The following is a 20131-nucleotide window of genomic DNA, read 5'->3' as shown; positions in this document are numbered from 1 at the left end:
CATGCTCACGCCTCCGCGCGTGGGTTGATCGCCAGCGCCTGCGCGACGCAGGTGGCAGGCCGGGCCTGAATGAGTTCGACGACGAGCCCGTCGGGCAGACGCAGCCAGTTGCGTCCCTGCGGCAGCTCGGTGACACCGAACGCTTGCGCGGCGGCGATCGCCGCTTCGAGGTCTTCGCACATCACGCCGAGATGCGCGAGCCGGCCTTCGGCTCCCTCGTGCTGCGGCGCGCTGATGAACTGCAGGCCGCCCAGCGTCCAGTACTGACGCGGCGCCTCGCGCGTGCCGTCGACTTCCCGCATCGTCATGCCGAGCACCTGTTCGAAGAAGCGGATATGCCAGTGGATGTCCTTCACCCAGATGGCGACGTGTTCGAGATAGGCTTTCGGTGCGCTCATGCCGGGACTCCGTCTCGCAGGCGGTCCGTCATCGCGCGTTCGATGCCCTTGATGCATGCGACGAGCGTCGCGTTCACCGGTGTCGGCACGCCCACCCGTTCGCCCCAGCGCACCACCGCGCCGTTGATGAAGTCGATTTCGGTGACCGACGACTTCTCGAGGCTTTGCAGCATCGAGGTTTTGAACGCGGGTGAAAGGCCCTCGGCCGCCATATTCCAGGCTTCTTCGGCGTTCCTGATCGAAAGCGCGATACCGGCGGCTTGCGCGACCGTCATCGCTTCGTCGATGGCCGCAAGCGACGCGGCTTTCAGAACGGGCTCGTCGTAGAGCTGGCCGTAGGTAAGGCGTGTAATGCCCGTGATCGCGCCCGTCGCGACGTTGATGAGCAACTTGTCCCACATCGTGCCGACGATGTTGTCGCTGACCGTGGTCGTCAGGCCGGCGCTGTTGAACGCATCCGCAATCGCTTGCGCGCGGCGCGTGATGCGGCCGTCGAGTTCGCCGATGATCGTGAGCTTGCCCGTCATGCCGGATTGAATATGGCCTGGCGCACGCAGGACGCCGCCAACGTAGGTCTTGCCGGCGAGCACGCGCTCGCGTCCGACGATCTCGCTCAGCACGTCTTCGTGGCCGAGCCCGTTCTGCAGCGACAGCACGACCGTTTCAGGACCAACGAGATCGCGCGCACCGCGCATCGCCGAATCCGTGTGGAACGACTTGACCAGCACGACGACGAGATCGACCGGACCGACTTCGGCCGGATGCGTCGTCGCGCGCACCGCGACGCGGCGCGTGCCGCGCTCGTCGTCGACCTGGAGGCCGTCGCGGGACATGGCATCGACGTGAGCGGCAAACCGGTCCACGAGCCATGTCTCGTGGCCGCCTTCCGTCAGCGCGGAACCGATGGCGCAACCCAGCGCGCCGGCGCCCAGAAATGCGATCTTCATATCTGTCTCCTTGAATGGAGACGAAGATACGGTTCCCGCCTGCATGCTGGCAATGCAATGGCTTTAATGGCGCCATTGCGTACTGCAATACTGGTAGGGATCTGGCCGAAATACTACCGGGGAGGGCGTTGAGCCTTGTGGTCAGGAACGGGTCGGAAAACAGGGTTGCTTCGAATCATGGCCCGCGCCCCGACTCCCCTGCCGCATACACACGACCGGTGAGGACTTTCCCGGCTGTCCCGGTCAATATTGAGACGATAGAATTTCCACGGTGCCTACACCGAAATCCCACTGCCTCCAGCGGACCGCGACAGGTTCGGACGCGATTTCGATCCTGAATCAGGATATCCAACTACCCGCCCCACCTTACCGAAAAAGCAGCAACGAAACAGGAAACGCATATGGACAGCCGTCGATCGAGTTCGCCCTCCCGCGACCCCGAACCCAGAATCTACGTCGTGGACGACGACGAAGCGGTACGCGTGTCGCTGCGCTGGTTGCTCGAATCGGTCGGACACCGGGTGGATGTATTCTCGAACGGGCGCGAGTTTCTGTCCGGCGCCGATCCGGAGATCCCCGGCTGCTTGCTGCTCGACATTCGCATGCCGTACATGGGTGGATTCGAATTGCAGGAAAGCATGCGCGCCGCCGGATTCCGGCTTCCGATCATCTTCCTGAGCGCGCATGGCGACATCCCGATGACCGTTCGCGCGATGAAGGGCGGCGCCTACGATTTTCTTGAGAAGCCTTATAACGACCAGGATCTGATCGACAAGGTCGCCGATGCGCTGAAGGTCGGCCTGCGCGAATACCGGCAGGCCCGGGCAGACAGCCAGACGCAGGACCTGCTCAAGCAGTTGTCGGCGCGCGAACGCGAAGTGTTCGACTTGCTGATCGAGGGCAAGGCATCCAAGGTGATCGCCGCCGAACTGAACATCAGCTACAAGACGGTCGAAGTGCATCGCGCGCACATCCGCGAGAAACTCGGCGCAACGTCGCTTGCCGAACTCGTGCGGCTCGGCATGCGCGGCACGACGCAGCACGAAGAGTGACCTGCGGCCGAACCGGCGTGCGCCCGTGCATCGGCACGGGCGCACGCCGGATGCCGTGCCGGTCAGCCCTCGATCTGCCCGCGCACCGGCTTCATGCGCTTGAGCATGCCGACGCGCAGCACCGGATACAGCACGAACGACGTGATCAGCGACGTAAAGAACTCGATCGGCACGACCCGTTCCAGCACGTAGTGCGCCAGCACGAAACCCGCCCCGACCGTCACGACGCCGGCCCAGTTGATCTCCTCGGCCGGCGGCGCCGAGAAACCCGACAGGCGGCCGACGAGCAGATAGTCGGCGATGATGATCCCGGCGAAGCCGGTGGTCAGCACGCCCAGCACCGTGATGAACGAGTTGAACCACGCGAGGATCGAACCGACGAGCATCAGGCAGGCCAGCACGTTGGCCAGCACGACGAACGTCAGCCGGCCCGGCCGCCAGTCGAACAGCACGTCCGCGAGATTGGTCAGCGAAAGCGACGCGCTGTACGTATTGAGCACCTGCGCCTTCGACTGGGCAAACACCATCAGCAACGTGCCGAGCAAGCCGCCGAACACGATGAACGCGACGGCGACGCTGTCGGGGCTCTGCAGCGCGAGCGTCCGCGCGGCCGCCTCTGTCATGCCGCCGGCCTTCATGTGATGGGCGACGATCTGGTCCATGCCCGCGTACATCACGATCCCGCCGACGGCGACCATCACGACATCCATGAACAGATTGCCGATCACCGCGGCAATCGCGATGTCGCGCGACGATTTCGCATAACGTCCGAGATCGGCATCGATCAGCGCCAGCGCGCCGGCCGATCCGATCATCACGTTCACGCAGAAACTGAACTTGCCGGCGTCGGTGTCCGCGCCGAGCGCGCGCAGCGCGTCCATCGGCATCTGCGCGCCGAACTGCGTGACCGACGCCCACGATTGTCCGGACGCGGTGATGACCTCCACCATCATGAAGACGAGCACGGCGACGAACGCGAGCAGCGCCAGTGACGACACGCGCGCGACCAGCCTGAAGCCGAAGGCCGTCAGCAGGATCCACGCGACCGACAACGCACCATACACGACGATGCGCATGTCGAGTGTGTCGGGCCGGTCGAGGTAGAACAGGAAGCCCTTGTAGAGCAGTGCGTTTTCGAGGGCGATGAATCCGGTAATCATGAAGCCGAACACGAGCGCGAGCAGCGCCGAGCCGCGCGGCCCGAGACCGTGCCGGCGCGACAGCACTGTGCTCGACAGCCCGGTGCGGTACGCGATATGGCCCGCGCCCCAGCCGAGCAGCGCGCCGGCGACGGCCACGAATACGCCGGCGAGCAGCCCGATCCGGATGCCTGCGACGAACGTGACGAGCGCGCCGACGAACAACTGGATCAGCGTCGTGACGATGCCCGCGGTACTCCACGACAACTGCAGCCAGTTCTGGCGCTCGTTGTCGGGCACGGCCTCCAGCGCATGATCGTCGGTACGCGAAGTGAGATTGGATTCGCTATGCATGATGACGTCCTCGAGGCTCAGAAAAGGTGGCGCATGCCGATGCGCACGGCCGTCTGGTTGCCGCCGGCGGCAGGCGCCGACAACCCGGATATCCACGCGTTCGCGTCGGCATTTCCGCTCGCGCGCTGATAGACCAGATTCGTATAGATATCGGTGCGCTTGGACAGCCAGTAGTCGAGCGTCACGCCGAACTGATGCGCCTTGTTGTTGCCGAGTGTCGCGTTGCCCTTCATGTACTGGTAGTCGCCATGCACGATCGTGAACGGTGAAAACATGTAGTCGATGCCGGCCTGATACACGTCGACGTGCGCGTTGCTGAACGTGTTGCGCGTGTTGGTATACATCGCGTCGAGCTGCAGCTTGCCGATCGTGTATCGGCCGCCGAGCCCCCAGTTGCGGATGCCGTCGCGCCCGTTGTTGATCGACGGATCCTTCGCATAGGTGTAGGCCGCATTCAGCCCGAGCGGGCCGTTCGCATAGTTGATGCCCGCGCTGATCGTACTGTCGGTCCCGAACGAGCCCGCGACGCCGCCGAAGCCGTACATCACGCCCGCATCGAGCCCGCGGTAGTCCGGCGTCTCGTACTTCACCGCGTTGGCGACCCGGAACGCACCGGCGACGCGGTTGAAATCGAGGCCGCCGTACGGCGTGCCGAGCCCCTGGAACGGCCCCTGCTGCAGGTTATACAGGCTGACGTAGCCGAGCGACTGACCGAGACGCTTCGCGGACAGCGACTCGAACATGAACTCGTACTGGTTGCCGAACGTCAGCGTGCCCCACGGGCTTGCCAGTCCGACATACGTCTGCCGACCGAACGCGCCGCCGCCGATCGACTGGCCGTTCTCGAGGCCGAATTGCCCTTCCAGCTTGAAGATCGCCTTGAGCCCGCCGCCCAGATCCTCGCTGCCTTGCAGGCCGAACAAATTGGGAACCTGCATCCCGGTCGACATCACCGTGTTGCGGCTCCCGCCCTGATTGCTGATGAAGGTCACGCCGGCATCCAGCACGCCGTACAACGTGACGCTGCTTTGTGCGGCGGCCGCCAGCGGTACGCCCATGACGGCCATCGCCATCCATCCGGTTTTCTTCACTGTGTGTCTCCCGTGGTTTCGGTAGTTCGAGTCATGCCTGCAGACGCTTGCCGGAAACGGCCGGCCCGATGCATCGACGCACGGGCCATCCCGATCACGAATTCGGCGGATTCGCATCGACTCCAAGTTAAGAAGCCGAAATTGCTGCCGACATTCGGTCGCGCACGTAAGAAACTAGATGGGAATACTTATTTGTCTTCTGATTCGATGTGACGCTCGAACCGTGCCGCACTGCACGAAAAAAAGGCCGCGTCTGCACGCGGCCGGATGAAGCGCCCTGTCGTCGCGGCACAGCCGAACGGGTCAGGAAGACGAGCGAGGCAACCACGCAGCGTCGTGTCGATGAATGAGGCGAAGATCGAGAAACACACGCTGGAAGCGCCACTGCCCTTCGTCGATCGCGACACGGCTGTCATACTCGCCGCCGATCCAGTGGGCGGCCGGCGGCTCGGCATCGTCACGGCCCTGGCGGATCTGCGCCAGCTCCCACAGATGCCATCGGCATCGCCCGCTCAGCAGCGTCTCGTCGATCTCGATCACCGGCGCGCTCATGTAATGCAGGCTCCAGACGATCTGCTCGCTGCCGATCCGCGCGAGTTGCTCGGTAATGACGTCGCGCCCCTCATGACGCCCGAAGCCATTGGCCTCCCACACCGCGTCACGACTGAAGAGCGGGGCCATCAACGCCGCATCGTTGCGGCGGTCGGCCCCATAGGCGTAGCGGCCGACGAGCTGGCCGATCTCGGCGATTGCCTCGAGCCGTGCAATGCGTCGAGCGAGTGTCGATGCGGTCATCGGCCGGTCTCCTTGCAGGAATGCGCCCGATGTCCGGCCGGACACCGGGCATGCGCCGGGCATGCTTCGGCGGTTCAGTGCCGCGCGTCGCCGTGCTCGGCGACGAAGCGCGCTTCATCGAAGCTGTACGGCACCTTCGGATCGCCGCCATACAGTTCGATGTGCGGGGCGACCTCGGCGAGCGACAGTGCCAGCGCCAGCAATCGTGCGGCGTCCGCGGGCAATTCGCCGATCGGATAGCGGTCGAGGTACGTCAGGATCGACGGCAACCGGGGCAGCATGTTGTCGTAGAAGTAGCGCAGCTCGCCGCGCGACGATCCGATGCGGCGCCGCTGCCGTTCGTTCTGGGTCGGGAGGGCCCACGCCGCGACGAGCGGCTCGAGCATGTCGAATTCCTTCGGAAGCAGATTGTCCATTGCGTGCGTCTCCGTCATTGTTCCATGTAGTGCTCGAGGACCTTGTACCCATGTCGCAGCAGGATTTCCTCGTCCTGAAGGAACATGTGCTGCTTCGCGCCGGATGCGAGCGCCGCATGCGTGTCCTCCATCGTCGCCGTATCCTCGAGCCACGCGTTGCGTTGCAGCACCTGCGCGAATTCGACGGCCCAGCGTTCGCTGTTGGTCTTCGGCGGCTTCACGTAGTACTTGCCCTCCCACAGCGTCTTGTCATGCGACAGCGGCCAGAACTGATGCGTGAACCAGATGCCTTCCGAGATGTGGATCAGGATGTTCGGGAACACGACGCTCAGTTCGAACGAGAAGTCGCCACGGCGGTCGGGGTTCACGCCCGGCGGCAGCATCGACGAGCCGCGTTGCGCGACCAGCGACGCGCCCGTCAGGTCGTTCGCGATGCCGGCGACCGGCGTCGGCGTGGCATTGAGCGTCAGGCAAATGCCGGTCGTGCGATGCTCGTCGAACAGCGCGACGTCGGTCAGCCCGCTCGAAAACACGTTCGGGAACGAGCCGGCATGGATGGTCGACACGTGATAGGCCTCGGAGAACGCGTCGAGCGCGATCTTCCAGTTGCAGTCGAGCACCGTGTTGTAGCTGAAGCACTGGCTCATCTCGTGAAACGGATAGCCCGCGAGATGATGCCCGAGGCCGCCGAGATAGTCGGGCAGCGAGCGCTCCGGTTGCGCGGCCAGGTTGATGAAGATGAAGCCCTCCCACACCTCCGTATGGATCGGCGTCAGCCCGCTCGACGCCTTGTCGAAGCACGACGGAAAGCGCTCTTCCTCGGGCACCTGCACGAGCTTGCCCTGGCCGTCGTAGACCCAGCCATGGAACCGGCACGTGACGACCGCCGCCTTGTTGCGGCCGAAGGTCTCCTCGCCATGCTCGACGACGACCTTGTTGCCGCGGTGCGAGCAGGTGTTGTGAAAGCCGCGGATCCTGCCGTCCTTGCCGTGCATCAGGATCACCGACGTCTTCGCGAAATGGATCTTCTTGACCTTGTAGTCGCCGACCTTCGGAATGTCCTCGATGCGCCCGACCTTCAGCCAGGTCTTCGAAAACACGCGCTCTTTTTCGCGTTCGTAGAATTCCGGCGATACGCAAGGTTCGACAGGAATCGGCTCCGTGCCGAGTTCCGGATACTTGGCCGCCCATCTCAGGGTATTGGTGGTGTCCATCGTTGCTCCTCTCAATGAATTGATTCGCCTTCCTCTATCGTGTCGACCGGCACGCGGTTCAGATCCGGTGATGCGCGCCATCGTCGAGTCCGTATTGCGCCCGCGCCAGGTGCGCGATGCCGATCCGCTCGAGAATCGGCATCGGGCACAGGAACGTGACCCGCACGACGCCCGGCAGGCGGCTGATCTCGATCGAGCCCGCGATCGTCGCGCGGTTGAGGATCTCGTCGTACGGCAGCCCCGTGACATTCGCCGCGCGCTGCAGACCGTTCTTCGTCGCGTCGTTGAGCGTGGTGCCCGAGCCGATGAAGGTGATCGGCGCGTTCTCCTCGATCTCGCGCTGCCCGTAGCGTTCCGCGAGCGCCACGACATGCGCGCGCTGTGCCGCAGTCATCGGCCGCGCCATCGGCGGCAGGTCGTCCGGTCGCTGCAGCAGGATCGGCCCGTCGAGCGTCAGGCCCTTGATCACCTCGACCTGCAGCTCGACCTCGCCCGCGACGTCGGTCGCGTGGCCGGCAATCTCGCCATTGCCCTGCTGGGCATGCATGTCGCCCATGTACACGCCGGCGCCCGGCACCTTGACGGGGCAGATCAAGATCGCGCCCTCGCGCACGCTGTTGGTATCCATGTGACCGTCGGTCTTGTTCGCATCGAGCGTTTCGCGCGACATGCCGAACGCATGCGGCGCATCGATCAGGAACGCGCCGAAATCGCCCGCGTTGTGCGAGTCCGGCATGTCGACCGACGGGATCGTGCCGATGTTGCCGAGAAACGGCTGCATGTGCGCCGCCAGCCCGCTCATGTCGGCGCGTGCAAGCGACAGGATCGAATGCTGTTCGGACGACGCCGGCAGGCGCGCCATCTTGCCCGGCATCCCGGCGATACGCTGCGCGGCCGCTTTGTCGACGGTCAGCGACACGCGGTGCTCGCGGTCGAGCGCGATCACGTAGCCGTGGCTGAAGCGGAACGCATTGACCTCGGCGCCGCAGACGCTGCAGTGGATCGCGTCGTCGCCGGTACCCTCGACGTGACTCGGCGGACTGTCGGTGCCGCAGGTCGTGCATCGCTTCGCGACGAACGGGTCGCCGACATAGCGGCCTTCGACGAACGCCATCACGCCCGACGACGTCGCGAGCGACGTCACGTCGCAACGCAGGATCTTCAATGCCACGGCGTCGCCGATTTCAGCGCCGTCGACGGCCACCGGTTGCGTGACCTCGTGCCCGCCCTGGAAGATCGGCGTGATCATCGGCCCCCAGCAGCCGGGCGGCGTACCCGTCACGATGCGCCCGCCGTCGCTGACCGGGCCGAGCATGGTCAGACGCGGCCCGATGACGCCGCGCGTATACGTGCCGACCTCGACGACGTCCTGCGGTTCGGCCGAAGGGGGATGGCTCATGAATGTCTCCTCGCTCGAATGCGGAACGGGACTGCGCGTCACGTCTTCCGCTTCTTGTTGATCAGTGCACTCAAGCGTAAGGAAATCGCCTGCCGGCCGTTATCCGGTCGGTCAATTAGCGTATTAAGTGATAACACTTAACGGCCGGTCGGCACGCGAGCCGCGCGCTGTCGCGGTGCTATGCTGACAGCCGGATTACCCCGGGGCGCCCCGTCATGCATTCCGTCAGTCAATTGAGCCGGACCAACTACCAGGAAGTCTTCGTCCACGCGAACGACATCATGGTGATCCACGACATGGACAGCGGGGAAATCCTCGACGCCAATCGCAAGGCATGCGAGATGTACGGGCACTCGATCGACGAATTGCGCGGGATGTCGATCGGCGAGCTGACCCGGAACCACTCTCCCTACGACACCGAAGGCGGGCTGAGGCGCGTGTGGGAGGCGCGCGATTCCGGCGATACCGTGATCTTCGAATGGGTGATCCGCAATGCGCAGGGCCGCGAAACGCCGGTCGAGGTGAGTCTGAAGCGCATCACGCTGAACGGGATCGACCGCGTGATCGCGATGGCGCGCGACATCACCGAGCGCAAGGAAGCCCACGCCGCGCTCAAGGAACGCGAACGGTACTATCGCAAGCTGATCGAGCGTTCGTCGGACGGCATCGCGATCCTGTCCGCCGACGGCATCGTCCGCTTCCTCGGGCCGTCGATCCATTCGCTGCTCGGTGTCTCCGCGCGGGTGCTGATCGGTCGGTCCGTCTATGCCTTCATCGCACCGGAAAACGTCGAACCGGTGCGCGACACGTTGCGCGCGCTGGCACCGGGCGCGAGCGCCAACCTCGGCTACCGGATCCAGCACCGCAACGGCACGTGGCGGATCCACGAGGCGCGCTGCCGGAACCTGCTCGACGATCCGGCCGTCAACGGAATCCTGGTCAATTTCCGCGACGTCACCGAACGCGTCCGGGCCGAGGAAACCGCCCGCGCCCGCGCGCTCGAACTCAGCCGGATCTCGCGCATCTCGACGACCGGCGAGATGGCCACCGCGCTCGCGCACGAGCTGAACCAGCCGTTCTTCGCCATCGTCAACTTCGTTGCGGGGTGCCGCCGGCGCATCCAGTCCGGCAATTTTTCGGCCGACGATCTGCTGCACGCACTGGAGCTCGCGCAGCACGAAGCAGAGCGAGCCGGCCGCATCATCAACAAGGTGCGCGAATTCACGTGCAACCGGACCTATCAACGCCAGGTGATCGACATACGCACGCTGGTGCAGGATATCGCCGACCTGATCGCGCTGCGCGCGCGGCAAAGCGACGTGACGGTCGCGTACGAACTCGACGACGCGCCATGCGAAATCGAATGCGACGACGTGCTGATCCAGCAGGTCGTGATCAACCTGGCGGTCAACGGGATCGAGGCGATGTCGGGCATCCCGCTCGAACGCCGCGAACTGCGCATCTCGGTCGCGAGGCGCACCAACGGCAATGTGCAGATCACCGTATCCGATACCGGCCCCGGCCTGCCGCGCGTGAGTCCGGACCGCATCTTCGCGTCGTTCTTCTCGACCAAGCACGCGGGCCTCGGGCTCGGGCTGTCGCTTTGCCACTCGATCGTCGATACGCATGGCGGACATCTGTGGGTCACGAGTGCGGAAGGCGCGCCCGGCACGCGGCGGCAATAAGCGAAAACCTGTATTCGCTAAGCAGTCGATCCAATTTATCCGTCCCGCCGCCGTCAGTACCCTGAAGCCATGACGTTCCGCAGGCAGCGGAGCCGGCGCGACATCGCGCGCCGGTTCATGAACGTCGACAACCAGGGAACACGATCATGACGGTAGCCGAACATACGATCCATTTTCTTTGCCGCACGTCCGACGTGCCGCACGGATGCGCGAAGCGCGTCGAACTCGCCGGCCGCGCGCCTGTCGCGGTCTTCAATCTCGACGGCCGGTTTCATGTCACCGACGACACCTGCACGCACGGCGAAGCGTCGCTGTGCGACGGCGAAATCGATGGCGAAGTCGTCGAGTGCCCGTTCCATCAGGGCGCCTTCGACATTCGCACCGGCAAGGCCGTCGGTGCGCCCTGCATCGTCGACCTGAAGACGTATGCAGTCGTCGTCGAAGACGACGCGGTCGGCATTCGCATCGCCGATTGACGGAGGACGCCCCATGCCGGAGATCCTTCTCGACGGATCGGCACACAGCTTTATGTGCGATCCTAACGATACTGTGCTTGGCGCCGGCCTGCGGGCCGGCCTGGGCATGCCGTACGAATGCACCGCGGGCGCCTGCGGGACCTGCAAGTTCGAATTGCTCGAAGGCAGCGTCGACGTGCTGTGGGACGCTGCGCCCGGGCTGTCGGCACGCGATCGTGCGAAAGGCCGCCAGCTTGCATGCCAGTGCCGCCCGACGAACGACTGCCGCATCAAGGTCCGGCTCGACGACGCCTGTCGCGCCGCCCAGCCGCCGCGCAGGCAGATCGCGACCTTGATGGCGACTGACGACGTCACGCACGACATCCGCGAGCTCCGCTTCCGCACCGATGCGCCCGCCGTCTTTCGTCCCGGACAATTCGCGGTGCTGCAGTTGCCCGGCATCGCCGGCACGCGCGCCTACTCGATGGCGAACCTGCCGAACGACGACGGCGACTGGCATTTCCAGGTGCGCCGTGTCGAACGTGGCGCCGGGTCCGCGATGCTGTTCGACCGCGTGAAGCCGGGCGAGCGCGTGATGCTCGACGGCCCGTACGGGATGGCCTTCCTGCGTCCGGAACCGGCGCGCGACGTCGTGTGCGTCGCAGGCGGATCGGGGCTCGCGCCGATGCTGTCGATCGCACGCGGCATGGCCCACGCCGGCATGCTCGGCCCGCGCCGTCTGCATTTCTTCTATGGCGCACGCACGCCGCGCGACGTATGCGGCGACGCGCAACTGCGCGCGCTGCCCGGCTACGGCGAGCATCTCGTGTTCCATCCGGCAGTCTCGTCGCCCGACGGCGCCGATGGCTGGTCGGGACGTACCGGCTTCGTGCACGAATACGTCGAGGACGTTCTCGGTGCGCGTCTTGCCGACCACGAGTACTACATGGCCGGCCCGCCGCCGATGATCCAGGCGATGCAGGCCGTGCTGCACGCGCGGCACGGCGTACCCGTGTCGCAAGTGCACTTCGACCGGTTCTTTTGACCCGCTCCCTTCACGTTACAGGTGGCGCACCATGACCCTCACCGATGCCGTCGGCCTGGTCGCCGGAATACTGACGACCGTTTCGTTCGTACCTCAAGTCGTCAAGATCCGGCGTTCGGGCTCCGCACGCGACATCTCCTACACGATGTACGCGTGCTTCATCGCCGGCGTCAGCCTGTGGCTGTACTACGGCATCGCGATCGGCGCATTGCCGGTCGCACTGAACAATGCCGTCGTGCTGCTGCTCGCCGTCACGATCATCGTGCTGAAATACCGCGCCGAAGCGCGGTCCGCAGCCCGCAAGTCGGGAAATTGATGTCAGGAAAGGAAGAACAGGCGTCGGTCGCGATACTGCCGACCGACGCCCGTGCCGTTCAGATGGCCGGCGTCATCAATTCGCCGATCGGCGACAGGCCCTGCTCGGGGCCCATCGCCGAATAGCCGCCGTCGACGGCCAGATTCGCGCCGGTGATGAACGACGCCTTGTCGGAGACGAGGAACAACACCGCGTTGGCCACCTCCTCCGGTTCTCCAATACGGCCAAGCATGTGAAATTTCCGCGCGACCGCGTTGGTCCGGTGCTTGTCACCACCCGATATCGAGTCGAGCACACCGGACCACGTCCATCCCGGCGACACCGCATTCACACGGATATTGTCGCGCGCCAGATCCAGCGCCTGGCTGCGCGTCAGTTGCAGGATCGCCGCCTTGCTGGCCGGATACAGCCAGCGGCCCGCCTGTGCGGCGGACGCGCTCGTCGACCCGAAGTTCACGACCGCGCCGCCGCCCGCCTCGCACATGAACGGATGCGCGGCCTGCAACAGCAGGCATGCGCCGATCACGTTGACGTCGAACGCCGCATGCCACTGTGCGCGCGTCGACGACAGCGCATCGTCGACATACGCGCACGCGACGTTGACCAGCATGTCGATCCGTCCGAACCGCGCATGCGTCGCGTGCACGCATCCGCGAACGGCCGCATCGTCGGCGAGATCGGTCTCGATGAACGCCGCGCGCGCGCCGAGCGAATCGGCCAGCGCGCGACCGCGCGCGACGTCGATGTCGGCCACCGCGACGTTCGCGCCGGCGTCGCCGAGTGCGCGCGCGACCGCCGCGCCGATCAATGTCGCGCCGCCCGTGACGATCGCGGTTTTTCCTTCGATGCCCCAGACTGTCGATGGATTCATGTCAGCTTTCCTGTCGGTTCGTGTCCAGCTCGCGCAACGCGCCCATGCAGAACACCAGCGGCACCTGTTCGCGCCAGCGGAAGCGATTGACGCGCCCGATGAAGATCGCGTGGTCGCCGCCCGCGTGCACGATCTCGTTCTCGCATTCGAACTGCGCGAGCGCGCCCGAGATCAGCGGCACGCCGCCCTGCCCGTCGACCGTATCGACGCCGGAAAAGCGGTCGTCGATCGGCGTTGCAAAGCGTGTGCAGATCGCCTGCTGCGAGGCGGCCAGCACGTTGACCGCAAAGAAGCGGCAATGCTCGAACGCGCGCAGGTTCGGCGAACGGCGCGCCAGACTCCACAGGATCAGCGGCGGATCGATCGAGACCGACGAAAACGAGTTCGCGGTCAGGCCGATCCGGCGGCCGTCGCCGTCCACCGTCGTGACGACGGTCACGCCGGTCGCGAAGCAGCCGAGTGCGCGCCGGAAGTCGCCTGGCGCCTGCGGAATCTCGTGATGATGGTGCCATGCGTGCTCGACGATGTCGTGGTCATGCCGCATCGCATGCCACCCGCTCCGCGACGAAGCGCTGTGCCTCCGGCAAATCGGCGATCCACGGCCAGAACTCGCGCGGACGCTGAAAACAGCGCACGAAATCGTCCGCCACCGCCCGCTGACTCGACGCCGCGCGCAACACGTGCATCACCGCGTCGCCCGGCGGTTCGAGCAACGCATTCGTGAATGCCGTCGTATAGCGGGCCGACTCGTCCCAGAACGTGTCGAAGGTCTGCTGCATCCAGTCGGCATCGAACGGTTCGCGACCGTGCACGTCGATCGCTTTCATCAGATGATCCGCCATCCGCGACGCATTGTTCGCCCCCTGACCGGCAATCGGATCGTTCAGGCACACCGTGTCGCCGACGCCCATCACGATGCGCCCGGATGCCAGGCGGCCGACCGGATGGCGCACGGTCGGCGTGAACGCACCCTTGAGCCACGCGTTCGGATCGGTCAACTGCGCATCGTCGAGCAGGCTGGCATCCTCCGGCGCGAAGTCGCGCAGCACGCCGCGTGCGATCTCTAGCAGTTCGTTGCCGTCCGTCGCGGCCTGGAAACGATCCATCTCGCCATCCGGACGCGCTTCGAACAGAAAGCTCCGGCATTCACCGACAGCATGCGAATAGAACGGCAGCGAGAAGAATTCGCCGACACCGAAGATGAAATTGAACCGCAGCGGCCGGAAGTCGGCCTTCGGCCACGGACGATCGCCGACGATCTGCGGTCCCTTGAGCAGCATTGCCGCAAGATTGCGCGGCGGCTTGTCGTGCACGCTGCGCGCGGCGTCGCGCGCGAACAATGCATTGATCGCGCCCTTTCCGGACGCGATCAATGTCAGGTCGTTGGCGCCGGCGATATCGTCCAGTTCGTCGATATCGACTGCCCGAAACACGAGGGTGCCGCCGCGCCGTTCGAATTCCTGGGTCCAGCGCGCGAATTTCGTGCGCTGGTCGATCGCCTGCCCCGATCTGTCGTGCAACCGCCCCTTGACCGTCATCACGCTTGCGCCGGACGGTTCCCGGAAATCGACGAGCATCCCCTCGCCGGCGGGTGCGACGTCCTCCCAGAAATTCAGGCCAAGCCGGCGTTCCCAGTCCAGCGTTTCATTGAACAGAAACGCGGTGCTCGGGATCTTGCCCGCCAGCAGCTGATCCGGCGTGCGGTCCGTATACACGGTGACCTCATGCCCCCGGTCGAGCAAACCGAATGCCAGATGAAACCCGGCCTGCCCGCCTCCTACGATTCCGATCTTTCTCACGTTTCACGCCTCCTGTTTGTTTGGGTTATGCGTAGCGTAGGAGGCTGAACAGGGTCGGTAAATTCGCTCGGCTACTTACGACCCTAGATGGAAGCACTTATGCGCCGGCGCGGGGGGGACAGTATCCGTCCCGTTGCCCGGGCTGGCAGGTCGAGCCCTGCGCGTGTCTCCCGTCGTGAACCGATGCCGACTTGATCACCCTTCTCATCTCTCGGCCATCACTTTGCTGCGACTGCCCGCCTGCATTCGGTTCATCGGTTTGAATGAACGCCGCCGCTAACTGGACACTTCTTCCAGCGTGCTGCCGCGGGTTTCGATCCCGAAGAGCATCACGACCAGCGCTGCCACGACAAAGCAGGTCGCACCGAAGACGAACACGCCATCGTACTTCCAGGCGGGAAGAATCAGACCGACTGTCGTCGGTCCGGCCAGCGCGCCGATTCGTCCAGCGAACGAGGCGAAGCCGCAGCCGGAAGCCCTTGCTCTCGAAGGATACAACTCGGGCGTATAGGTATACAGGACGGCCCACATGCCGAAGGCGAAGAACTGCATCAGTGCGCCAACCGCAACCAGGACGGACTGTTGGAGACCGACGTGCGAAATACGACCGAATGCGAAGATCATGACAGCGGCCCCCACCAGCGTGATGACGCAGGTTGTCTTGCGACCCCATCGTTCAACCGCCCAGGCCGCCCAGAGAAATCCCGGTACCCCGCCAAGCGAGATGTAAATCGTGAAAAGAACGGACCTTGTCACCGCGAGCCCGGATTGCTGCAGCAGTGCGCCAAGCCATGTGTTCAATCCATAGAAACCGAGGAGTGCGAAGAACCAGAGCGAGCCGATCGTCAGGGTCCTTTGACGATATCCCTGCGACCACAGTACCCGGATCCCCTGTTCGTTACGCGCTTCAGCCGCTATCGGCAATGCCTCGGGCAGGGTATGCAAACCCAGACGCGACATCACCGACCGCTCGATCCGGGCGACGATTTCCCCTGCTTCCAGATAGCGCCCCCGCGATTCAAGCCAGCGGGGCGATTCGGGAACGTACCGCCGGACCACAAACAGAAATACCGCCGGGATCGCTTCGATCAGAAACAGGGTTCTCCAGCCGTATGCATCCAATACGAAGTACGACAGCAAGCCGGCGGAGATGAACGCAAGCGGCCAGTTTCCGTCCATCATCGCGAGGTAGCGGCCTCGCGATCTGGCCGGAATGAACTCGGACAGCAGCGTCTGGGCGAGCGGAAGCTCCATCCCCATTCCGATGCCGAGTACCAGCCGGAAGATGCCCAAGGACGTCGCATTCGTGGCGCTGGCGCAGAGCATGCTGCCGATGCCCCACACGATCATGCTGACTTGAAACACCGGTTTGCGTCCGAACCTGTCTGCGGCCGCTCCCGAGCACAATGCGCCTACCGCCATCCCCGCAAAGCTCGCGCTGCCCAGCATGCCGGCCTCCGCGCTGCTCAGACCGAACTCGTTCTTGATGGAACCGAGCACAAACGTCATGGTGGCAAGGTCGACGTTGTCGAAGAAGAACGCCAGCGCGATGACTAAGAACAGCATGCGGTGGTAGCCACAAATGGGCAGCCGCTCCAGCCGGCCTGCCGCATTTGCGACGCCCACTTCCAATCCGGTCATCTTCATACGTGTCTCCAGTTTCCTTGGTTCGATTAGAAAGTGCCGACACCGCATCGACGGTGTCGACGCACTCACTATCGAACTCCAAAAGACCCACGACTCACGTGAAGATGTCGCCGAGTATCGCGTCGACGCCAACTTGAAACCGGTTGTCCGGCTACTTGAAGCGGTCCTTGTCGAATGCTTCGGATGGCAAACCGGAAACAGCCGCGCCCGCTGCAAACGGATAACGGAGATAGGGTGCCCGGGGTTGGCCAGGCGGAGAATATTGGCCATCGGCAAGAATGCGCTTCTTGGCTGTCATCTCGTCGATCACGCATCGGATCGCGACGATCTGGTTGGCCGCACCGTCCTCGATCTGGGTGTAGTCCTTCTCCGGCCGAAATTTGTCGAGTGCCTGGTTCTGGTGCTTGATCACGCCCTCCGTCAGATAGGTGGTATGCGCACGGCAGCGTGCGATGACGCTGTAATACTCCAGGCTGGTGTTTTGCCCTTTGGGTGCTTTAAGGAGCGCCACCGGGCGATCGATTTCGATCGTCAGGTGCGGATTGGCTTCAATCGCCCTGGCAAATTTCCCGAACCGCGAACAATGAATCAGCAGCGCGTCGCCGACGAAGGTAAAGCTCTGCGCCGTGATATACGGATAGGGCTCGTCGTGTACGGCGACGCGGCAGATCAGTTCGTCCTTCAGAAAATTTTCGATGGCGGGCCAGTCGGTCCAGGCGAGATCGGTGCGTCGCATTTCTGCACGCAAGTAGGTGGGAATCATGTCGGTGTATGAGCGAAAAAGTGAATGAAATGCGTCCGAAGGCACCCGGATAAGCCGAGTGAATCCGCGGTGCATATCGATCGCATGTCCGGCCTTGGCGCCTCCATGTTCATTCCTCCAGCGCGAACGCCGCCTCGACTTCGACCGGTGCATTCAAGGGAAGACTCGCCACGCCAATTGCAATTCTCGCGTGCGAACCACGCTCGCCGAAGATCTGCGTAACCAGCTCGGATGCGGCATTGATCACGGCCGGAGCGTCGGCGAAACCGCTGGATGTCGAGACAAACCCGCCGAGTCGCAATACCTTCCTTATCCGGTTCAAATCCCCGCCCGTCGCGTGATGCGCCCAGGCCAGGATGTTGATCACGCAAAGCCGCGCCGCATCTTGAGCATCCGAAACCGACACCGAGTCGGGTACGCTGCCGACGAACGCGGCCTTTCCGTCACGTACGGGCAACTGTCCCGAGACGATCAGTTGATTGCCGTGGAGGACATAAGGACGAAAGGCGGCGGCGGGAATGGCGAGTGCCGGAAGGGTTATTCCGGCCTCGCGAACACGATCGTAGATAGACATCACAGCTCCTGTGTTGGCCGCGCATGCGGCATTCACGGTCACTATGAACAACTCGTGTATGGCTGGCGCTCGCGCCGGTGCCGAGATTCGTCGCGTTCACGCCAATCCGGCGACGGACGGCAGGTCATCGCGTCCCTATTGGTCGCCGTCCGTAGCGCGGAAGTATTCCGTAGGGCTGCTGCCCAGCGCCTTGCGGAACATTGCGCTGAATGCGCTTGGGCTGTCGTAGCCGAGCTCCGCGGCGATCTCGGTAACGGGGCGGCCGTTGGCGAGCATTTGCACGGCAGCAAGCAAGCGGGCCTGCTGCCTCCAGCGCGTGAAAGTCATGCCGGTTTCCTCGGGGAACAGCCTGATGATCGTCCGTTCGCTCGCGCCGGCTACCTTGCTCCACGACGCGACCGACGTCTCCTCAGCCGGATTTGCGACGATCCAGCGACAGATGCGTGCGATACGAGGGTCGGTTGGCATCGGGAGATGAAGCGATTCGATTTGCAGCGGCTTGATTTCATCAAACAGCAATTCGACCACGCGCCCATCACGCCCGTTTTCGTCGTAGTCGACCGGCATCTTGACGACGGCCGCAATCAACTCGCGCAGCAACGGCGAGACCGAGACGACGCAGCATGCGTTCGAGGCGAGCGGTGTGCGCTCCGGAGCGAAGTAAAGCGTGCGCATTTCGATGCGTCCGACTGCCTGCATGCAATGGCGCACCTGAGGCGGCACCCAAACCGCGCGCTGCGGCGGGACGATCCACGATCCCCCCTCTGCGGTGACGAGGATGGACCCCGCATACGCATAGATCAACTGGCCGCGACGGTGTTCGTGATAGTCGATGAAGAATCTGTCTGGTAGATCCCGGGCCATCCCGCCTACCGCCCGCGCGATGAGTTGATAGTCGTCCCGGTCTTCGCTCTTGCCGAACATGGCGGGTCCTCGATCGGTGTTGTCACTTGCGCGCGGGCATGCCAAAACCTGCGCCTGTAATTTACGGAGTGACGCGGACGCCCGAATGTTCGCTCACTCCTTCAACGCACTTCGATGAGGTACAGAATGCCGGTTTACCGTTCGTTTGATCAACAGGAATTGGATCTGCAGTACAACGTTCGTGCGGGAATTCCGGACCATCTGGACATTTTCGATCGCTGGTCGAGAACGAGCGCAGCGTTCCGCAGTCAGTATGCGGTCAACGAAAATGTTCGCTATGGTTCCGACGAAAAGCAAACGCTGGATTTTTTTCCCGCGAAAGACAAAGGACGCCCGGTCCTCATCTTCATCCACGGCGGCTACTGGCAATCCCTCGACAAGTCCGACTTCAGCACGGTGGCGTTGCCGTACCTGCTTGCGAACATCAACGTGGCCATCGTGAATTATCGACTCGCGCCGTCAGTGCGCATGGGCGATATCGTGCAGGACAACATCCAGGCGCTCGCATATCTTTACCGGAACGCGCATGATCTCGGGTTCGACCGGGATTCCATTTATGTTTCGGGTAGCTCGGCGGGCGGCCATTTGACCGCGATCCTGGCTGGTACCGACTGGGCGAGCCATGATCTTCCCGAGGGCGTCGTGAAGGGTGCCTGTGCACTCAGCGGCCTTTACGATCTGGAGCCCATTCGACTGTGCTATCTCAACGAGGCGGTAAGGCTCGATGAGCAAGAGGTGGTCGATTTCAGCCCGAAGTTCCATCTGCCCTCGCCCACTCTGCCGTTCATCCTCACCGTCGGCGGAGACGAATCCGATGAGTTTCATCGGTTGCAGGCCGAGTACCAGACGCTCCTCAACAACCATGGTCTCGACGTACACATCGTGCGCCAACGTGACGGGCATCACTTCGATGCCGTTGATCGCCTCGGGGCGGTGGATGGTGCGCTGTCGCAGGCCGTCATCGCCATGATCCTCGAACGGTGATCGCCATGGATCGCGATGCGGTCACGAGACGGTACTTGCGTGGTCCGTATCCGGTCGCACCTCTGGCGCACGCCCGCAGCAACCTCGTCATGCGCGCACCTCACTCAGGCGCGCGCCCCTCCCATCACCCAAACAACTTCATCGCCGTCGTCAGCGTATTCACGACACCCCACGCAAGCGGAATCAGCACATAGAGCCAGAACACCGCAAGCACCGCCTTGTTGGTCTGCCGACCGGAAGCAACCATCTCGTTCATGTTTCGC

The 20131-nt window shown here is 63.8% G+C and carries 22 protein-coding genes; 6 read left to right on the top strand and 16 right to left on the bottom strand.

Annotated elements, in window-relative coordinates; all coding sequences use genetic code 11:
• Positions 1-5: 5 nt before the first annotated feature.
• The gene (locus BX604_RS23655) at positions 6-398 is read right to left on the bottom strand and encodes a VOC family protein (RefSeq protein ID WP_098553278.1); all 393 of its coding nucleotides are present in this window, start codon (positions 396-398) and stop codon (positions 6-8) included.
• Positions 395-1345, bottom strand: a complete 951-nt coding sequence (locus BX604_RS23650) for a ketopantoate reductase family protein (RefSeq protein WP_098553277.1) — start codon at positions 1343-1345, stop codon at positions 395-397. Before BX604_RS23650 ends, BX604_RS23655 begins: the two co-directional genes overlap by 4 nt.
• Positions 1346-1746: 401 nt before the next feature.
• On the opposite strand from BX604_RS23650, the gene BX604_RS23645 reads away from it, so the two are divergent.
• A complete protein-coding gene (locus tag BX604_RS23645; RefSeq protein WP_098553276.1) occupies positions 1747-2397 on the top strand; it encodes a response regulator transcription factor in 651 nt (216 codons plus the stop codon).
• 62 nt (positions 2398-2459) lie between these two features.
• Here BX604_RS23645 and BX604_RS23640 read toward each other — a convergent pair whose 3' ends face one another.
• From BX604_RS23640 to BX604_RS23615, 6 genes are all read right to left on the bottom strand, one after another.
• Positions 2460-3890: a purine-cytosine permease family protein gene (locus tag BX604_RS23640; protein WP_098553275.1), complete on the bottom strand. Its 1431-nt coding sequence runs from the start codon at positions 3888-3890 to the stop codon at positions 2460-2462.
• A gap of 17 nt (positions 3891-3907) precedes the next feature.
• Entirely contained in the window at positions 3908-4981 is a 1074-nt protein-coding gene (locus tag BX604_RS23635) for a porin (protein ID WP_257146405.1), read from the bottom strand.
• Between the two features lie 303 nt (positions 4982-5284).
• On the bottom strand, positions 5285-5776 hold the full coding sequence (locus BX604_RS23630; protein ID WP_179894863.1) for a nuclear transport factor 2 family protein: 492 nt from the start codon (positions 5774-5776) through the stop codon (positions 5285-5287).
• A gap of 74 nt (positions 5777-5850) precedes the next feature.
• Positions 5851-6192: a hypothetical protein gene (locus BX604_RS23625; protein WP_098553272.1), complete on the bottom strand. Its 342-nt coding sequence runs from the start codon at positions 6190-6192 to the stop codon at positions 5851-5853.
• Positions 6193-6206: 14 nt separating this feature from the next.
• Positions 6207-7406, bottom strand: coding sequence for an aromatic ring-hydroxylating oxygenase subunit alpha (locus BX604_RS23620; RefSeq protein WP_098553271.1), 1200 nt, complete (start codon positions 7404-7406; stop codon positions 6207-6209).
• A gap of 58 nt (positions 7407-7464) precedes the next feature.
• A complete protein-coding gene (locus tag BX604_RS23615; protein WP_098553270.1) occupies positions 7465-8805 on the bottom strand; it encodes an acetamidase/formamidase family protein in 1341 nt (446 codons plus the stop codon).
• A gap of 215 nt (positions 8806-9020) precedes the next feature.
• Here BX604_RS23615 and BX604_RS23610 point away from each other — a divergent pair, with 215 nt between their 5' ends.
• The 4 genes from BX604_RS23610 (at position 9021) to BX604_RS23595 (ending at position 12306) form a co-directional block, all read left to right on the top strand.
• Positions 9021-10490 (top strand): PAS domain S-box protein, encoded by a 1470-nt coding sequence (locus BX604_RS23610; protein WP_098553269.1) that lies wholly within the window; start codon positions 9021-9023, stop codon positions 10488-10490.
• Positions 10491-10636: 146 nt separating this feature from the next.
• On the top strand, positions 10637-10966 hold the full coding sequence (locus BX604_RS23605; RefSeq protein WP_096504748.1) for a non-heme iron oxygenase ferredoxin subunit: 330 nt from the start codon (positions 10637-10639) through the stop codon (positions 10964-10966).
• 13 nt (positions 10967-10979) lie between these two features.
• Positions 10980-11990, top strand: a complete 1011-nt coding sequence (locus tag BX604_RS23600) for a 2Fe-2S iron-sulfur cluster-binding protein (RefSeq protein WP_098553268.1) — start codon at positions 10980-10982, stop codon at positions 11988-11990.
• A 31-nt stretch (positions 11991-12021) separates the two neighbouring features.
• On the top strand, positions 12022-12306 hold the full coding sequence (locus BX604_RS23595) for a SemiSWEET transporter (RefSeq protein WP_098553267.1): 285 nt from the start codon (positions 12022-12024) through the stop codon (positions 12304-12306).
• Between the two features lie 58 nt (positions 12307-12364).
• Here the strand turns inward: BX604_RS23595 and BX604_RS23590 are convergent, their stop codons facing one another.
• From BX604_RS23590 to BX604_RS23560, 7 genes are all read right to left on the bottom strand, one after another.
• Positions 12365-13177: an SDR family oxidoreductase gene (locus tag BX604_RS23590; protein WP_098553266.1), complete on the bottom strand. Its 813-nt coding sequence runs from the start codon at positions 13175-13177 to the stop codon at positions 12365-12367.
• Position 13178: 1 nt separating this feature from the next.
• Positions 13179-13721 carry a flavin reductase family protein gene (locus BX604_RS23585; protein ID WP_098553265.1) on the bottom strand — a complete coding sequence of 181 codons (543 nt, stop codon included), beginning with the start codon at positions 13719-13721 and terminating at the stop codon, positions 13179-13181.
• Positions 13711-14976, bottom strand: coding sequence for a styrene monooxygenase/indole monooxygenase family protein (locus BX604_RS23580; RefSeq protein WP_143748087.1), 1266 nt, complete (start codon positions 14974-14976; stop codon positions 13711-13713). Before BX604_RS23580 ends, BX604_RS23585 begins: the two co-directional genes overlap by 11 nt.
• A gap of 276 nt (positions 14977-15252) precedes the next feature.
• Positions 15253-16623, bottom strand: a complete 1371-nt coding sequence (locus BX604_RS23575) for an MFS transporter (RefSeq protein ID WP_098553263.1) — start codon at positions 16621-16623, stop codon at positions 15253-15255.
• A 151-nt stretch (positions 16624-16774) separates the two neighbouring features.
• Entirely contained in the window at positions 16775-17386 is a 612-nt protein-coding gene (locus BX604_RS23570; protein WP_218926880.1) for a pyridoxamine 5'-phosphate oxidase family protein, read from the bottom strand.
• Positions 17387-17495: 109 nt separating this feature from the next.
• A complete protein-coding gene (locus tag BX604_RS23565) occupies positions 17496-17960 on the bottom strand; it encodes a RidA family protein (RefSeq protein WP_098554007.1) in 465 nt (154 codons plus the stop codon).
• A 135-nt stretch (positions 17961-18095) separates the two neighbouring features.
• Positions 18096-18884, bottom strand: a complete 789-nt coding sequence (locus BX604_RS23560; RefSeq protein ID WP_098553261.1) for an AraC family transcriptional regulator — start codon at positions 18882-18884, stop codon at positions 18096-18098.
• Between the two features lie 126 nt (positions 18885-19010).
• Between BX604_RS23560 and BX604_RS23555 the strand changes: the two genes are divergently transcribed.
• The gene (locus BX604_RS23555; protein WP_098553260.1) at positions 19011-19868 is read left to right on the top strand and encodes an alpha/beta hydrolase; all 858 of its coding nucleotides are present in this window, start codon (positions 19011-19013) and stop codon (positions 19866-19868) included.
• 124 nt (positions 19869-19992) lie between these two features.
• Here BX604_RS23555 and BX604_RS23550 read toward each other — a convergent pair whose 3' ends face one another.
• Entirely contained in the window at positions 19993-20124 is a 132-nt protein-coding gene (locus BX604_RS23550) for an MFS transporter small subunit (protein WP_098553259.1), read from the bottom strand.
• Positions 20125-20131: the final 7 nt, after the last annotated feature.

It is taken from the genome of Burkholderia sp. JKS000303, assembly GCF_002563755.1.
Classification (GTDB): domain Bacteria; phylum Pseudomonadota; class Gammaproteobacteria; order Burkholderiales; family Burkholderiaceae; genus Burkholderia; species Burkholderia anthina_B.
This window is presented reverse-complemented; position numbering and strand designations above follow the sequence as displayed.

Bases quoted from the DNA above. Each gene is read 5' to 3' on its own strand.
- BX604_RS23655 (WP_098553278.1), bottom strand. From the start codon at position 398: ATGAGCGCACCGAAAGCCTATCTCGAACACGTCGCCATCTGGGTGAAG.
- BX604_RS23650 (WP_098553277.1), bottom strand. From the start codon at position 1,345: ATGAAGATCGCATTTCTGGGCGCCGGCGCGCTGGGTTGCGCCATCGGT.
- BX604_RS23645 (WP_098553276.1), top strand. From the start codon at position 1,747: ATGGACAGCCGTCGATCGAGTTCGCCCTCCCGCGACCCCGAACCCAGA.
- BX604_RS23640 (WP_098553275.1), bottom strand. From the start codon at position 3,890: ATGCATAGCGAATCCAATCTCACTTCGCGTACCGACGATCATGCGCTG.
- BX604_RS23630 (WP_179894863.1), bottom strand. From the start codon at position 5,776: ATGACCGCATCGACACTCGCTCGACGCATTGCACGGCTCGAGGCAATC.
- BX604_RS23625 (WP_098553272.1), bottom strand. From the start codon at position 6,192: ATGGACAATCTGCTTCCGAAGGAATTCGACATGCTCGAGCCGCTCGTC.
- BX604_RS23620 (WP_098553271.1), bottom strand. From the start codon at position 7,406: ATGGACACCACCAATACCCTGAGATGGGCGGCCAAGTATCCGGAACTC.
- BX604_RS23615 (WP_098553270.1), bottom strand. From the start codon at position 8,805: ATGAGCCATCCCCCTTCGGCCGAACCGCAGGACGTCGTCGAGGTCGGC.
- BX604_RS23610 (WP_098553269.1), top strand. From the start codon at position 9,021: ATGCATTCCGTCAGTCAATTGAGCCGGACCAACTACCAGGAAGTCTTC.
- BX604_RS23605 (WP_096504748.1), top strand. From the start codon at position 10,637: ATGACGGTAGCCGAACATACGATCCATTTTCTTTGCCGCACGTCCGAC.
- BX604_RS23600 (WP_098553268.1), top strand. From the start codon at position 10,980: ATGCCGGAGATCCTTCTCGACGGATCGGCACACAGCTTTATGTGCGAT.
- BX604_RS23595 (WP_098553267.1), top strand. From the start codon at position 12,022: ATGACCCTCACCGATGCCGTCGGCCTGGTCGCCGGAATACTGACGACC.
- BX604_RS23590 (WP_098553266.1), bottom strand. From the start codon at position 13,177: ATGAATCCATCGACAGTCTGGGGCATCGAAGGAAAAACCGCGATCGTC.
- BX604_RS23585 (WP_098553265.1), bottom strand. From the start codon at position 13,721: ATGCGGCATGACCACGACATCGTCGAGCACGCATGGCACCATCATCAC.
- BX604_RS23575 (WP_098553263.1), bottom strand. From the start codon at position 16,623: ATGAAGATGACCGGATTGGAAGTGGGCGTCGCAAATGCGGCAGGCCGG.
- BX604_RS23570 (WP_218926880.1), bottom strand. From the start codon at position 17,386: ATGATTCCCACCTACTTGCGTGCAGAAATGCGACGCACCGATCTCGCC.
- BX604_RS23565 (WP_098554007.1), bottom strand. From the start codon at position 17,960: ATGTCTATCTACGATCGTGTTCGCGAGGCCGGAATAACCCTTCCGGCA.
- BX604_RS23560 (WP_098553261.1), bottom strand. From the start codon at position 18,884: ATGTTCGGCAAGAGCGAAGACCGGGACGACTATCAACTCATCGCGCGG.
- BX604_RS23555 (WP_098553260.1), top strand. From the start codon at position 19,011: ATGCCGGTTTACCGTTCGTTTGATCAACAGGAATTGGATCTGCAGTAC.
- BX604_RS23550 (WP_098553259.1), bottom strand. From the start codon at position 20,124: ATGAACGAGATGGTTGCTTCCGGTCGGCAGACCAACAAGGCGGTGCTT.